Origin of the sequence: Pararhizobium sp. LjRoot255 (assembly GCF_964252905.1) — a bacterium.
GTDB lineage: Bacteria > Pseudomonadota > Alphaproteobacteria > Rhizobiales > Rhizobiaceae > Pararhizobium.
The window spans coordinates 3,686,053-3,701,191 of sequence record NZ_CAXUPQ020000001.1; the positions used below are offsets into that span (position 1 = coordinate 3,686,053).

Sequence of the window (15,139 nt, forward strand, 5' to 3'; positions counted from 1 at the left end):
GGACCAGGTTGCTTCCGTCGCAGTGGAGCGCGGTCCCTCAGTAGCCCCTTATTTCTTTCAGTGCATCCTTGGCGTAGCTGCCGATGAAACTCTCGCTCTCCATCGCCACTAGCGCGGGGACCGCAGGCTTGGCCCCAGGCCCGATCTTTCTCAACGATTGAACGACCTCCTCACGGACGCCGACGTCTTCGAGCAGTATAACCAGGGCTGGCACGGCTTCCGCTGCCGCCGGTCCAAACCAACCCAAACGCCTTGCGGCGTTCCGCCGGCTAGCGGGATCGCCCTGCTTCAGTTCAACTGTGAGGCTCGGTACGGCGACATCCAACGGCAGGGCGGCAGCACGGACACCGTCAAGCAAACGCTCCCGCACCGTTTTGTATTCAGGTGCCCATCGAATAGGGAACTGGTAATCGCGTGCCAGACCCTCGAGAGCTGCCTGATCTGTTGCTGGCCGCCAACTCAGGAGTTGCCGCCTTGCCTCATCCCGACGACCGAGCTTCGCAAGAACGGATGCGAACGGCGGCAGGAGTGCGGTTGCGTTCGGGTTCTGCTTGACCCCCTTGCCGAAGACCTCCGCCGCCTGCCCCAGATCGCTTGCTGCAAATAGCGCAACTCCGTGGGCAAGAACATAGTGGCCTGGGAAGCTCGGATTGAGGCGAAACGCTCTCTGGACGAAATCCAGGGCCTCATTCGGCTTTCCTGAGGTTGTCAAGGCCCAGGCCATGGCGATCTGCGCTTCGGGATCGTTGGGGTCGAGTTCAATCGCCTGGGCGGCTTCGCGGCGTGCATCTTCTGCCCGACCAAAATACAGGTCGACCATCGCGTCGGCCGTATATGCGAGAGCCGTAGGATATCTCCTGGCTTTTTCCAGGTATGTCCAGCCGTAGTACCCAGCTATTTGCCGCTGTACTCCGAATTCCTGGTTCCAACCCCATTCATCGACTTTGAAGCGGGCTTCCTGGTCCCAGGCGTAGTCCTGGACTCTGAAGTAGACCAAAGCGAGCGCGGCATAGGCGCGTCCATATTCGGGATCGAGTTCAATTGCTCTCTTGAGCGGCGCGACGGCCGCTGCATTGTCATTGGCATTGAAACGAAGATAAAGGCTCCAACCCTCGTCGAATGCCTCTTTCGCCGGGAGACTGTCAGTCTTGCCGCGGGCGATCTCCATTCTCTCGTTTCCCGTGAGATTAACTTTCAGCGCCTCGACAATCTTGGTTACGAATGCATCCTGAACGCCGAAAACATCGGCAACATTGCCGTCAAAGCGATCAGCCCACACATGGCCTCCCGAGAGCGCATCAATCAACTGGGCATTGACGCGAAGCCGATCTCCCGCACGTTGAACGCTGCCCTCCAGAACGTATCGCACACCCAGCTCCTCAGCGACCCGGTTGGCTGTCACAGGTTTGCCTTGATATGCGAATGTCGAGTTCCGAGCGACGACGAAGAGACCGGAAATCTTGGACAGATCGGTGATCAAGCTGTCTGTCATCCCGTCGATAAAATGTTGCGGCCCCGCTTCGCCGGACATGTTGGTGAACGGCATGACCGCAATGGACGGCCTGTCGGGTAACGGGAATTCCATCCGTGCCCTTGAGGCCAACTCGACCGACGGTGCGCGGGAACTGCTCCAGAAAACCATGCTTCCGACTGCGAGCGCCAGAACTCCTGCGGCGGTCGAAAGCCAGAACCATGAACGATAAGGCTTTCGCCGTGTCCAGGCGGCCGTGGTTCGGGGATGATCGCCAAGGCGAATTCGATAGAGGCGAACGGGCCTTTCGATGTTCTTGACCTGCTGCTCGCCCATGAAATCGAAGCCGTAGTCCAGCTTCCTTTCGACTTGATCGTACGCCGTTCCCGAAATCAGGACGCCTCCCGGATCAGCCAACCCCTCGAGTCTTGCCGCGACATTCACGCCGTCGCCATAGATATCCTGTCCTTCGACGATGACGTCGCCGAGGTTGACGCCAATGCGAAATTCGAGCCGTTTGTCAGCGGGTAGTTCCTCGTTGCACTCGTCCATCGCCTGCTGGATTTCGACGGCGCATCTTACAGCGTCAACCACACTGGGAAACTCGATTAGCGCGCCATCGCCCATGAGCTTGACCACCCGGCCATTGTGGGCGGCAATCTTCGGGTCGATGATGTTCCCGCGGGTGCTTCCCAGCCGCGCTACTGTGTCCGCCTCATCGATCTCCATGAGGCGGCTGTAACCAACGAGGTCAGCGGCCAGTATCGCCGCAAGCTTCCGTTGCATGAGATGCTCCGGTGTCGAACGGCATCTGTTGCAATTATAGGATAGTTAAGGTGCACATCCCAGTCTGCATTTGGTGGGAAACGGTCGTTGGTACTTCCTCCTGTTACTGACCCGACCTGCTGGGAGCGCGTAAGAGCCTGAAGGGCGTCGGCCCAACTCGTAGCAGCAACATACACCCGACACGGTGCGCGCGCACGAGCAAGCTTGCCCTCGCTCTTCTCCGTTGAAAGGCTAGCTATGGGTCGATTCCAGCCGGTGACCGGAAATCGTCCAGCGGCCGCTAATGGCGCAAAGCGGTCGTCAGGTTTTGGGGTAAATGCCCAAGGCAGCCGTTTGCCGCCTCTGCTCCCTCAGACGATGTAACCGTTGGCGGTCGATACCGATCGGAAGGACTTCAGGTCAAAAAGGGCATGATATCTACGCCGTCACCAGGAAACACGGTGATGTGCGGGTGGTCCTCGAACAGCCTTGCCGCGGCGTCGACGGTTTCCGCTTCGACGACAAGGTAACCGCAGAAAGGATTCACGGCATTGGCGACCCCGTCCTTGGTTATGCGCGTCGTCTTGCCCACCATGCCACCACGATCAAGGATGGATGCGGCGTTTCTGTTTTCCCACGCGGCCCACTGTTTCAGGCCGATGGCGTCGATAGCGTCCTGCTCGGCTTTGGGCAGGCTCCTAAAGGAGGCGAGGTCTTCGGGCTTCATGGTGTAAACGGCAAGAAATCGGGGCACTGCGTTCTCTTCTTGGTGTCAGATGGTTTGTCAGCTTACACTCGTCGCATCAGAATTCATCCGTGTTGCCGCACAAATGTTGTAGGAGATACTATGCCGTAATTGGCACGATGGCGACCACCGGCTTTTGCCGATGGCCGTCGTTTCAGAGCTCTATCTGTTCGGCAATTCGCAACGCGTCATCAATCTCGATCCCGAGGTACCGAACTGTGCTTTCCAATTTAGTGTGTCCAAGGAGGATTTGGACAGCGCGCAGGTTACCCGTCTTCTTGTATATCAAAGCTGCCTTGGTCCGTCGCATCGAATGGGTTCCATAGGCGGTCGGCTCAAGACCAATGCTGCGTACCCATCGATGGACGATGCGCGCGTACTGTCGAATCGATAGGTGAGCCGACTGACGGCGTCTGCCGGGGAACAGGTAGCTTCCTCCGGTCCTTTTGACCGACGGAAGCCATGCTGCCAGCGCGATTTTCGTCTGCTCCGTCACTTCAAACTGGACGGGGCGCTTTGTCTTCTTCTGGATGATGGTCGCGCGATCTCTGATGGAGCTTCCAGACCACAGGTCTTCGACCCTCAGCCTGACCAGATCACATGCACGTAGCTTGCTGTCGATGGCCAAATTGAAGAGCGCGAGTTCGCGTGTGGCCCCACTCATCTCGAGGCGGACAAGGATTGACCACACGTTTTTTGGCTGCAGCGGTCGCTTATCAGAATGTCAGGTGAGGACGCCTGCAGCGGCACGACCAACGAGCAAGGCCGAGATAAGTCATTCCCATCAGCGAAATTGCCCAGAAAGAAGTAAATCGGTCGCTTGCGACGGGTCTCGCCTAAAAGGCGTTTTCTTTCCTCGATCAGCCAAGCCTCAGTTTCTAGTCGACGCGCAAGGTAGTCGGATTTGCAACGCGCTCCGTTTGCACGAAAGCGATCAAGAATGCTCTCTGCATCATTGAAACGCGCCGTTTGGATGGAAAGTATGCGTGACCATCTCGGGCAAGCAATTCAAGGACATGGTGATTGCACCTACGTCGACCTTTTGTGACAACGGCTGCAAGCTAACGCCTATACTCAACCGACTCAATGACCGCAAACGTCGCGAAGTTGCCGTGGGGCCGATTGCCGTTGGTCTGCTTCTGATGCAGGATATTCGAAAGCGGACGCAATGTTCCAATCCGCCGCCCATTGACGTGGGCATTTTTCACCACAATAGGGTAAGGCCGAAAATGTGATAAGCGCCAGCCAAACAACATCAGGAATGTAATAGTGAGTGAACTGACCGTAGCAGATGCAACAAACCGCATTTATGAATCGCTCCAGGCGGACAATGCCGACATCGACGTGCATATCGCGACTCTCAAGGCAGCGCTGACGCGGGCGGGTTTGAAAGAGGCCGTATTCGACCCGGCAAGGCTCGTGCAGAACAACCGTTCTGGCAGGAAGCTAATGCAGGCCTACTTTCGGCAGCGCGGCGTGACGGTGAAATACTCGGCTTCGTGAAGCCTTCCTATTAAGTCAGACAGACTACAAAATAACGGCTGACCCGATCGTCCTCAAAAAAGCCCTGACACCAAGATTCGGCCTTCGGACGCGAATTAAAGTGCCGCGTCCGTTCCGGGACGCGACGCTGCCGAAGTAACTTGGCAACTTTCGGTCCATTGCGGCTATCGAAGGCGGCTTACCGAAAGACTGGTTTGCGCCTATTTGGGCCTTAGAGATCAGCCTTGTGGCTTTCCGAAAGCAGGCATCGGCGTTCGTCTCAACTGGGCGCTTTCCTACTAACCTGCGCAGACATGTAACAGTGGTGCTCCACCGCTTGGTCCGAGTTCTGCTAGTTGTTGCGGGGTCAACCCTAGTATTTCGGTTCACCAAAGGTCTACCGTAGGAGTTAGCTCCGCGTTGGACGATCATAGGAGTCCGTGAAGGTTTCAAGCGCGACCAATAAGCGACGGGACAAGGTCTTCTTTTGTGCCATCTGCACATCGTCAAAGTCAGCGAATCTGAGGGTCGGAGGCTGTCATTTTGCCGAATCGCTCGCGCACCGCTAGAAGCACAGCAAGACCAGCCGGGACGCCACCTTGAAAACCATAGCGATCGACTTCGAAACCGCCAACGAGCAGCGTGGCAGCGCCTGTTCCGTCGGTTTGGCCTGGATCGAGGATGGCCGGGTTGTCCGGGTAGAAGAGCGGCTGATCCGTCCGAAGCACATGCGTTTTTCCTCCTTCAATATCGCCATTCACGGCATCCGCCCGGAGCACGTGGAGGATGCCAGCGAGTTTCCCGAGGTGATGGACGAGTTCGCCGACGATTTTCGCTGTGCGACCATGATCGCCCACAATGCCTCCTTCGATTTCAGCGTCTGGCGCTCCTGTCTCGATCTCTACCGACAAAGTTACCCGGAACTGTCCTATCTCTGTTCGGTGAAGATGGCGCAAAAGGTCTGGCCGCACCTCGCTTCACACAAGCTCAACATCCTGGCCAGTCATCTCGGCCTGACTTTCAAGCATCACAATGCTGCCGAGGACGCGGCGATCTGTGCAGAGGCGGCTATCGCAATGGCCGAGTCTCTGCGCGTTTCGCATGTCCGCGACATTCCGATAACGATCGGCATGAGGGCCGGCAGGCTGTTTGACGGCGGCTACGACGCCTGCACCTGCCGAAAGTAATGACAGAGCGGCACGGCGTCGTTCCGAACACCTGCGGTCGCTTTCCACCATCGCAAAGACCTGCTAGTTCTTATTTTGTTCCAATGGCCGTTGGGAGGGCGTGCGCCGTTTGACGGTACCGAGCAAATGCAGATCTAAGGTATTGGGGAAATAGACGTGACTACGGCATATCTTGAGAAGTTGAACGAGCAGCAACGGCGGGCCGTGATCCACGGCGTTGAATCCGGCTCGAACCATATCGCATCCCCTCTCCTCATCATCGCCGGTGCGGGCTCGGGAAAGACCAATACGCTCGCCCACCGTGTCGCGCATCTCATCGTCAAGGGCGCGGACCCACGCCGTATTCTGCTCATGACGTTCTCCCGGCGAGCAGCCTCCGAAATGTCGAGACGTGTTGATCGCATCTGTCGGCAGGTACTTGGCACCAATGCCGGGATCATGACGGACGCGCTTTCATGGGCCGGAACGTTTCATGGCATCGGAGCCCGCCTGCTTCGCATCTACGCCGAACAGATCGGCCTCAATGTTGACTTCACGATCCACGATCGCGAGGACAGCGCCGACCTTCTGAACCTATCGCGCCACGAATTGGGGCTCTCGAAGACCGACACCCGGTTTCCGACGAAAGGAACCTGCCTTTCCATCTATTCGCGGACGGTGAACTCTGAAGTGCCCTTGAACGAGGTTCTGCGTAAACACTATCCGTGGGTATCGCGGTGGGAGGCGGAATTGAGGCAGTTGTTTGCCGCGTACGTCGAAGCAAAGCAGGCGCAGAGCGTTCTCGATTATGATGATCTGCTGCTCTACTGGGCGCAGATGGTCAGCGATCCCATCCTCGCCGACGATATCGGCAATCGTTTCGATCACGTCATGGTCGACGAGTACCAGGACACCAACCGCCTCCAGTCCTCCGTGCTTCTGGCGCTGAAACCCGGCGGCCGTGGTCTGACAGTGGTTGGTGATGATGCCCAATCGATCTACTCGTTCCGCGCGGCCACAGTTCGCAACATTCTGGACTTCCCGCAGGAATTTAACCCGGCTGCCGACGTCATCACGCTCGATCGCAACTATCGGTCGACGCAGCCGATCCTTGCGGCGGCAAATGGCGTGATCGATCTTGCCAAAGAACGGTTCACCAAGAACCTTTGGACCGACAGGGGGGCCGTAGAGCGTCCCAGATTAGTGACGGTGAAGGACGAGAACGGTCAGGCCAACTATGTGGTCGAACGTGTGCTTGAAAACCGCGAGAGCGGCATGACGCTGAAACAGCAGGCGGTTCTCGTTCGCGCATCAAGCCACAGCGGCCCGCTCGAAGTCGAACTGACGCGCCGAAACATCCCCTTCGTGAAGTTTGGTGGCCTGAAGTTCCTGGACAGCGCCCATGTGAAAGACATTCTGGCCATTTTGCGGTTCTCGCAGAACCCGCGGGACCGGGTGGCAGGGTTCCGTCTGCTGCAGTTCGTTCCAGGCGTCGGCTCGCAGACGGCCGCCCGGATCCTCGACGCGATCGCGATCGAGCCCGAACCACTTCTTGCGCTGATGGAAATCCCTACCCCGCCGCGTGCCGGCGACGAGTGGACGTCGCTGGTGACGCTTCTTGAAACTCTCCGTAGAGCCGACGCCGGCTGGCCAGCGGAGATTGGGCAGGCGCGGGAGTGGTACGAGCCGCATCTCGATCGGATCCATGAAGACGCGGAGACGCGAAAAGTCGACCTGCTCCAACTCGAGCAGATTGCCGCCGGGTACCCGAACCGTGAGCGGTTTCTCACCGAACTCACCCTGGACCCGCCTGATGCGACCAGCGATCAGGCAGGCGTGCCCCTGCTTGACGAGGACTACCTCATTCTTTCCACGATCCATTCTGCGAAAGGGCAGGAATGGCGATCCGTATTCATGCTGAATGTCGTCGATGGGTGTATCCCGTCCGATCTCGGCACTGGCACCACGGACGATATCGAGGAAGAACGGCGACTGCTCTATGTCGGCATGACGCGGGCAAAGGACAGTTTGACGCTGATCACGCCACAGCGGTTCTTCACGGGTGGCCAGAACGCGCAAGGCGACCGGCACGTCTACGCATCTCGGACGCGCTTCATACCCGCGACGCTGCTCCAGTTTTTCGAGACTGGAACCTGGCCACTCGTGAGCGCGGCTGCCTCCGAACGAAGCGCGCAGCAGATTCGCGTCGACGTCGCGGCGCGTATGCGCACGATGTGGAAGTAAGCAGATGGCGATTATCGCCCGGACATCCATTGAAGACGGGGAGCTTCAGGCGAAGCAAGCGGACGTGATCAGGCAGCGCAAGATCATCCATGTAGACATGGATGCATTCTACGCCTCCGTCGAGCAGCGGGACAATCCCGAACTCCGCGGAAAGCCGCTTGCCGTCGGCGGGTCGGCGGCGCGCGGCGTCGTAGCAGCCGCCAGCTATGAGGCTCGGGCGTTCGGCGTTCACTCGGCAATGGCATCGGTCACCGCGAAACGGAAGTGTCCCGACCTGATTTTCGTGTCACCGCGCTTCGACGTCTACCGTGCGGTATCCCAGCAGATCCGGGAAATCTTCGCAGAATATACGCCACTGATCGAACCGCTTTCGCTCGACGAGGCTTACCTCGACGTGACCGAAAACCTAAAGGGCATGGAAATCGCCACGGAGATTGCTAAAGAAATAAGGGCGAAGATCAAGGACGTCACTGGCCTGAATGCCTCCGCCGGCATCTCCTACAACAGGTTCCTTGCCAAGATGGCGAGTGATCTCAACAAACCGAACGGCCAGGCCGTCATCACCCCAAAAAACGGGCCGGGGTTCGTTGAGGCACTGCCCGTGAAGAAGTTCCATGGCGTCGGACCAGCGACAGCCGAACGGATGAAACGGCACGGCATCGAGACGGGCCTCGATCTGAAATCCAAGTCCCTCGAATTTCTTCAAGAGCATTTTGGAAAATCGGGATCCTATTTTTATGGCATCGCTCGCGGTATCGACGAGCGCCGGGTGAACCCTGACCGCATCCGGAAGTCAGTCGGAGCAGAAGACACCTTCGTCGAAGACATCCATGATTTCGAGCCGGCACAACAGGAGTTGGTGCCGCTTGTCGAAAAGGTGTGGCGCTACTGCGAGGCCAATGACATAAGCGCCAAGACGGTAACCGTGAAGATCAAGTATTCGGATTTCACCCAGGCAACCCGGAGCAGAACAGTCCCCAAACCGTTCTTGGGAACGACCGAAATTGCTGACGCCGCCGCGGATCTCCTTGCTTCTGTCTACCCATTCAAACTCGGAGTTCGGCTCCTAGGCATCAGCTTGTCTTCCTTGTCGGGCGGAGACGGATCGACAGAAGTGCCTCAACTCGATCTGTTCGGAGGCGTTAACAGAAGTCCTGAGCCGTAAGCGGCGCTGGTAGTCGCATCTGTTGGAACCTGGCAGCTTCTCGACCCGTGTTGGCTTTAGCCGTGCCTGGGGGTTTGATTGGCTAGCGGGTTCGCGACCCTTGATAGACAAGGCATATCGAAGTAGTACCGGCCGAACAATCCGGAGGAGTGGAAATTGCAGGTCTTAGTTCGCGACAACAACGTGGAGCAAGCGCTCCGTTTTCTGAAGAAAAAGCTGCAGCGAGAAGGTGTTTTCCGAGAAATGCGCCTCCGGGAGCACTATGAAAAACCTTCTGTAAAACGTGCCCGTGAGAAGGCGGAGGGCGTCCGGCGCGTAAGGAAGATGGCACGCAAGAAACTCGAACGTGAAAGCGGGGTTTCAGCGCCTAAAAAAACCAAAGCTCCCGGTCGCTAAGGAGAAATCGCGTCACATCCCAGTACTCGCCCGTCCGAATCCCGTTCGGCCCCACTTACTTGGCTTCCTAGCGCGCCCTGTCGGCCTTGAAAATTGTAAGCGCCACGCGAGCCCGGTTCAGATCATCGAAACCGCATGTAGTTTCTATGTTCTGGCGCGGATGGCTAGCCAGGAGCAATTTATGTCAGTCGAGGTCAGGCGGAGAGCGGCGCGCGCGAATCCGGTCGACCAATCGAGCAGCATGAGCTTTTTCATCGCTAGATCGATGAATGGATCAGCGGGGATACTGAGATGGCGGAGGTGGCGCGACGTTACCGCGCACTCGTGAGGGAGCGAGGCGAACTCCGGCTAAGTCGCGCGCCCTCGCCCGATGTGGAAACTCCCCAAGACGGCGATGGGGACAATCGCGCACACGACCCTTTTGGTCTTGAAACCGAGATCAACCGAATGATGGCCGAGGAAAAATACACGTCGAACGAGAACGCTAAAAGATCTTGAAATCGTGTTGTGAGCCTCTCACTTTCCAGCACATCGACAAGGAACGCATTCCGAAGTGACGCGCTTCAAGAAGGATTTACGCCTCCTTTCAACCATCATCTGACAAGGATGTTGGAATGCGACTCCGGTGTGCGGGACTTATGACGTAGGTTAGGTTGCTTTAAAAAGCAGTTGAAATTATTCGATAAATAACCTAACGCGTCCGCCTAGCCCCCGGTGGTTGGCAATCTTGGCAGCAAGAATGTCAGTGCAGTCCGAATAGCTTCAGCAGTTCTTCGCGGTGTCGAACGAATTCCAGAGCGCTCCGGTCGCGCGGGCGGGGTAGTTCGATTGGGATGAGGCGAGCCTCGCCGCCATTCGCCCGCGGCAGGATGGGTCGGCCTGGCTGGAAGTCATCATCGACATGGTTTTAGAAGGCTCGATCACGTTCGACAATCTCTCGAAGGCGATTCGCTTCTGGAATGTCGATGAGGATGCCGAGAATGCGCGATGGATCCGGGAAATGGCTCCCGTCTTAATGGCAGAGGCTGATGGGGCTCACGCTGAGAGCGGTCGATTCAGTCACACCTGAAGATGGCCCGGCCCCGGCCTGGACGTTCGGCGGAGGCCGATCTCGGGCACCGCGTGAGCTACGATATCGTTGCCTTCATGGATTCTGCCAGAATTATTCAGAACCTCGTCCCCATTAGAAATGACGTCACCAGATTCGTAGTGGTCTATTTTCACTCCGAACAGGCTTTGTAGAGAGGCAGGAGGCTCCATCGAGGGCACCAAAGGATTCGCGGCTGGTTCGAGCTGAAACGGTGCTCCAATTCTGCCACCAGATGCGCTGCCTGCAACGATCGTCTGTATCGAACAATCGTTCGGAAGACTTGGAAATCAAATAGCAGAGAACCTTATCGAAGCTGGGGCAGCCAAGGCTGGGGAATTTCGGGTAGAACGCAAAAACAGGCAGGCTCCATTGACGCTGAAGCTTCATCGCGGTGACGGGATGTTGCTCCTGGCCACGAGCTGGCGTTGCGGGCGTCCGCTACGATCATCCGTGTTCGTTTCGTACGCATCAGGCGGACATTAAAATCCAAGCACGGCCATCTACACCGCCGCGTTTATTGATTGCCCTTACATCAGCGACAACCGGAGACCTCATGCTGTGGAGTTGCTCCAACGTGGGCGCTTAGCCATGCCAGCGGAGCGGCCGACAAGGTGCAATCAACCGAATGCGGCCAGCCGCGCAACAAACCAAAAGGCCGAAATCGTACCGATGAGATAGGCAGCTACGAACCGCAGGCGTCCGACATGAAGTGATAGCAACGGCCTGACTAGGGCCGCGGCCAAGAGCGTTGCCGCCACGAATGCCAATTGGCCGGCTTCCACTCCGAGATTGAAGGTAAGGAGCGCCAGCGGCACGTCCTTTTGGGGAAGGCCAATCTCGCGCAGCGCACCTGCAAAGCCCAACCCATGCAAGAGGCCAAACACGAAGCTGATGATCCAGGGATATCGGCTTGAAGGATCGGCCCTGCCGCGTCCGCCACGGATAATCTCGGCAGCGACCAACATGATGCTCAATGCGATCAGCGCTTCCACGGGCGGCTGTGGAACGGAGACGATGTCCAGCGAGGCGATTGCGAGCGTTATCGAATGCGCCACGGTGAACGAGGTGATGGTCAAGAGCAGCATGCGGGGATTGCGGATCAGGAGCAGCAGAGCAAGGACGAAAAGCAGATGGTCGATCCCTTGCAGGATATGCTGGACGCCAAGGACGAAATAGGTTTGGGCGGTGCTCCAGGCCGTCGGGCTCGCGGCAATAACCAGATCGGGGTCGGAGGGCGAGAGGCGGCTGGTCTGCGACGTGCCGTCCAGGTTGTTTATCTTCGCAAGCGCGTCGGTATAAGTCGATGACAGACCGTCGATGGTAACCACCTGCCCGGCCATCCCGCCTTCACAGTCTGCCTGCCAGCGGCTGACATGGGCTGAGTCGATGTAGCCGCCGACTGGCTCCGTCACATGTTTGCAGGTGGCTGGCAGCCGCACAGAGAGCGCCATTTTGTATTCGCCGCGCGCGGGCACCTTCCAGGTGATCGCATACCGGTTCGCTGCGATCTCATTGATTTCGAGAAAGGCCGGGCGCAACTCGTGTGCGAGGGCTGTGGGCGCTCCCAGAAGCAAGCATACAAGGAATCGGGCCAGAAAGGGGATCATGGGACGCCTGAAGTCTCGATTGGTGCAGGCAGGTCTTCCGGCAAGACAACCTTGATTTCGTAGCGCTTCTTCATCTCCACATAGCGCCTGTCGGCGATATCCCCGCGCCGTGCACTTTCCCAATCCGACTTGACCGCGGCTTTGACGTCGTCCAACGACGGCGCGCGGGGCGCGACTTTATCCTCGACGAACATCAGGTGGACACCATAGGCCGAACGCACAGGCCCGAACCATTGCCCAATCGGAGCGGACGCCAGTTCCTTGGCAACCTCCTCGTCGAAGATGGCGGCGATCATGTCGGCACTGGTAAGGTCCACGCGCGCCGGCAGCAGGGTAGGCTCGCCCATGGCAGAGATATCCGCCAAGGGGTCGGTCCGGAGACTGGCGAGAGCCTGTGTCGCCGCCATTTCGCCCTTGTCGCCGGGCGCATCGCTCTTGAACAAGACCTGCCGGAACGCCAGTTGCGCCGGGATGCGATACTTGTCTGCGTGCGCCTTTAGATAAGCCTCGAGTTCACCAGGCTTCGGTGTCAGGTCCTCGATGCTTGGCTCGAGCAGGAACTCCATCTTCTGTTGCATGCGCCGTCGAATGACCGTGTCGTCGCGGTCGAGGCGCATGTCCGTTCCCTCTCGATAGAACACTTCCTCCTTGACGTAGCTGTCGATAAAACCTTGCACCTCGGCTTCGGTAGGCGGACGCTGCCAGGTCCGGGAAAAAGTTTCGAACATCTGCGTGAGCTGGCCCTTGCCGACTTCGATAACGCGCGCCCCCGCATCTGGATGCGACTTGTCCGCCCCGGAATAAAGGCCGAAGACGGCGACGCCCAGCACCAGGAACTGCACCAGCGGCTCAGTCGCTATCTTGCGGAACATGCTCATGTAACCACCGCCCCACAAGGCGAGCGCGGACGATCTCCACGTTTCATGAAGGATTGTACCAGATCGGCGACGTGAAGGCGCGCTCCTGCAGCGTCATCGTCGTTCCGGGCAGAGGCTTGACGCCGAAGCGATAGGCGTCGTAGGCGGTCCACCGCGGTGTTGGAATCTCGATCACCCGGCCGTAATAGAAAGCCCGTTGAGTGGGGTCGAAATCCGGATCCTTCCAGACGGCGATGAGCTCCGGGTCACCGATGGAGTTCGTCCAGGTCGCGGTGGCCAAATCCACCGTGTCGCCCACCGGAGGAAGCTTGCCGTCCGCGCCGGCCTTCCGATCATCGGACCATGCGACATCATAGACCTTTTCCTGCGCGTTGCCGTCCTTATCCAGCCATCCCTTGACGATCTGGTAGCGGTCGAGGTTCGCGCCGATCGGGTCTTTCAGAGCGGCAACCAGGAATGTCGGGACCTTGCCGTTGGGTGCAGCGGCGAGGTCTCCGCCCATTGGCACTCCTTTCGCGTAGCCGACATCCGCAGGCAAACGGTTCAGCGCATCAACGGTCTCGAAATCCCAACCGCCGAAGAAGCGAACAACCATACGAGGCCCGGTCGTCGCATAGGTTTCTTTTCGCTGCATCGCATCCCAGATCGACGCGCGGGTATTTTCCTGCGCCCAGACAGCCGCGTACCCGGCAGCAGAGACCTCCCAGTCCATGATTTTGACGCCCGTCTGCTTGTTATCGATGAAGGCGGCCGTCATGCGATGCGGGCTCGGCTCCTGAGGGGTGGTCTTGCCGAAGAAGTTGTCCTCCTCCATCGCGGTCAGGCCCGTATGGGCGTCACTGCTGTTGATAAGGCCGAACTTATAGGGATTGGTGCCGAACTGCTTTTCGAGCTTCAGGCCGTTTTTGTAAGCCGAGCGCGCATATTCGAATTCGAGCATCTCCTTCGTCTTGGGGACGCTGCCGTCCAGATTACCCTTGTCCCAGGTTTCGAAATCCGCGAACTCGTCGTTTGGGGACAGGAACGGGTGGGACTCTCCAGCGCCCTTCGTTTGCGCGGCTTCGTAGAGGCGTTCCCATTTGGCGCGAGTCTGCACATAGTCGGCGTCGATTTTCTTGCCGAAGGCCTCGACAGTGGGGAACATCGTGCCGTTGCTCAGATTGCCGTTGTGTGCGATCGCGAGCACGCGGCCTCCGGTTTTCTGCTCGTAGGCCGCCATCCATTTCCAGAGATCGACGGGGTTGTCGCTACCGAACGGCGGATAGACGGTGAAGGGTTCGACCTGGCTCGCCTTGTCTGCATTGTCGCGGAAGATGACATTGCGATGGAGGTTGTTTCCGCCTGTGTTCGAGGTCCACTCATAGCCGATGAAAGCGGTGAAGCGGTTGGGATCATTGTACTCCTCGGCGGCTGCGATCGTTTCCTGCCACGCGCCTCGATAAGCGTCCGTTCCCGGAAAATACATGAGGTCTTTCGGGAACGTTCCATGCGAGAACGCGACGATGATTTCGATAGCGGCGTTCGCCCCGTCGCCGGACTGCATCATGTCATACCATTTGCGGCCAGTCGGGTCGGTGAGCAATGAGGGCTTGCCAGCATACAGATCGGGAAAGAAACCCATGTTGTCGGAATGATCCGCGACCACCAGAAAGTCGAGAGGGCGGGACAGCTTGGCGGGCTGGCCCGACGAGGCGGTGATCTGTTCGCCTCTGGCAAAACGGTAGGCGTCCCGAGGGCCTATCCGCGCACCGAACGCTCCGGCATCCATCGAAAACGAAGTATGCAGATGCGTGTCGCCGAAGAACGGACGCGTCGGGAAGTTCCGGTCAGCGTAGGGAGAGTAGGGCCGCTGTTTGGCGAAAACCCTCGCGGCCTTTTCTTTATCGATGTCGCCGATGTCGGTGTGAACAGCCTCCTGTGACCATGCGGGGTGGCCGAGACACGTGACCAGAAGGCTGACCATGAGGACGCTTCCACAAGCGCCATGTTTCCTGCGACTGCTGCTCACGTTCTGCATTTTCGTTCCTCCACAAGAGATACGGTTTCAGCGTTCGAGTCTGTCATGCAATCCGCGCACCATTCGGGGCTTGCCAAGTCTGTTACCTTTGCAAATGGGTATATCCCGCCAGG

The 15,139-nt window shown here is 58.2% G+C and carries 12 protein-coding genes and 1 pseudogene; 6 read left to right on the forward strand and 7 right to left on the reverse strand.

Translation table 11 applies throughout. From position 1 onward, the window contains the following. Positions 1 to 37: 37 nt before the first annotated feature. The 3 genes from ACSQ2W_RS17680 to ACSQ2W_RS17690 form a co-directional block, all read right to left on the reverse strand. On the reverse strand, positions 38 to 2,257 hold the full coding sequence (locus tag ACSQ2W_RS17680) for a tetratricopeptide repeat protein (RefSeq protein ID WP_436087425.1): 2,220 nt from the start codon (positions 2,255 to 2,257) through the stop codon (positions 38 to 40). A gap of 394 nt (positions 2,258 to 2,651) precedes the next feature. Continuing rightward, entirely contained in the window at positions 2,652 to 2,990 is a 339-nt protein-coding gene (locus ACSQ2W_RS17685) for a hypothetical protein (RefSeq protein WP_436087426.1), read from the reverse strand. Between the two features lie 145 nt (positions 2,991 to 3,135). Then, on the reverse strand, positions 3,136 to 3,687 hold the full coding sequence (locus ACSQ2W_RS17690) for a tyrosine-type recombinase/integrase (protein WP_436087825.1): 552 nt from the start codon (positions 3,685 to 3,687) through the stop codon (positions 3,136 to 3,138). A gap of 280 nt (positions 3,688 to 3,967) precedes the next feature. Here ACSQ2W_RS17690 and ACSQ2W_RS17695 point away from each other — a divergent pair, with 280 nt between their 5' ends. The 6 genes from ACSQ2W_RS17695 (at position 3,968) to rpsU (ending at position 9,434) form a co-directional block, all read left to right on the forward strand. Next, entirely contained in the window at positions 3,968 to 4,216 is a 249-nt protein-coding gene (locus ACSQ2W_RS17695; RefSeq protein ID WP_436087427.1) for a hypothetical protein, read from the forward strand. A 31-nt stretch (positions 4,217 to 4,247) separates the two neighbouring features. Continuing rightward, complete coding sequence (locus tag ACSQ2W_RS17700; protein ID WP_436087826.1) at positions 4,248 to 4,484, forward strand: hypothetical protein; 237 nt, start codon at positions 4,248 to 4,250, stop codon at positions 4,482 to 4,484. A gap of 578 nt (positions 4,485 to 5,062) precedes the next feature. Beyond that, positions 5,063 to 5,650 (forward strand): 3'-5' exonuclease, encoded by a 588-nt coding sequence (locus ACSQ2W_RS17705; RefSeq protein WP_436087428.1) that lies wholly within the window; start codon positions 5,063 to 5,065, stop codon positions 5,648 to 5,650. 156 nt (positions 5,651 to 5,806) lie between these two features. After that, positions 5,807 to 7,873 (forward strand): ATP-dependent helicase, encoded by a 2,067-nt coding sequence (locus tag ACSQ2W_RS17710; protein WP_436087429.1) that lies wholly within the window; start codon positions 5,807 to 5,809, stop codon positions 7,871 to 7,873. Between the two features lie 97 nt (positions 7,874 to 7,970). Continuing rightward, entirely contained in the window at positions 7,971 to 9,038 is a 1,068-nt protein-coding gene (gene dinB / locus ACSQ2W_RS17715) for a DNA polymerase IV (RefSeq protein WP_436087827.1), read from the forward strand. A gap of 156 nt (positions 9,039 to 9,194) precedes the next feature. Further along, positions 9,195 to 9,434 carry a 30S ribosomal protein S21 gene (gene rpsU / locus ACSQ2W_RS17720; protein WP_436087430.1) on the forward strand — a complete coding sequence of 80 codons (240 nt, stop codon included), beginning with the start codon at positions 9,195 to 9,197 and terminating at the stop codon, positions 9,432 to 9,434. Positions 9,435 to 10,176: 742 nt separating this feature from the next. Here the strand turns inward: rpsU and ACSQ2W_RS17725 are convergent. The 4 genes and pseudogenes from ACSQ2W_RS17725 to ACSQ2W_RS17740 all read right to left on the reverse strand — a co-directional run. Next, positions 10,177 to 10,305: pseudogene (locus ACSQ2W_RS17725) on the reverse strand (ABC transporter ATP-binding protein); the annotation flags it as partial. A gap of 836 nt (positions 10,306 to 11,141) precedes the next feature. After that, the gene (locus ACSQ2W_RS17730) at positions 11,142 to 12,131 is read right to left on the reverse strand and encodes a HupE/UreJ family protein (RefSeq protein WP_436087431.1); all 990 of its coding nucleotides are present in this window, start codon (positions 12,129 to 12,131) and stop codon (positions 11,142 to 11,144) included. Further along, positions 12,128 to 13,009 carry a peptidyl-prolyl cis-trans isomerase gene (locus ACSQ2W_RS17735; protein ID WP_436087432.1) on the reverse strand — a complete coding sequence of 294 codons (882 nt, stop codon included), beginning with the start codon at positions 13,007 to 13,009 and terminating at the stop codon, positions 12,128 to 12,130. The genes ACSQ2W_RS17730 and ACSQ2W_RS17735 overlap by 4 nt, the downstream gene beginning before the upstream one ends. 43 nt (positions 13,010 to 13,052) lie before the next feature. Next, positions 13,053 to 14,972: a DUF3604 domain-containing protein gene (locus ACSQ2W_RS17740; RefSeq protein WP_436087433.1), complete on the reverse strand. Its 1,920-nt coding sequence runs from the start codon at positions 14,970 to 14,972 to the stop codon at positions 13,053 to 13,055. Positions 14,973 to 15,139 lie beyond the last annotated feature (167 nt).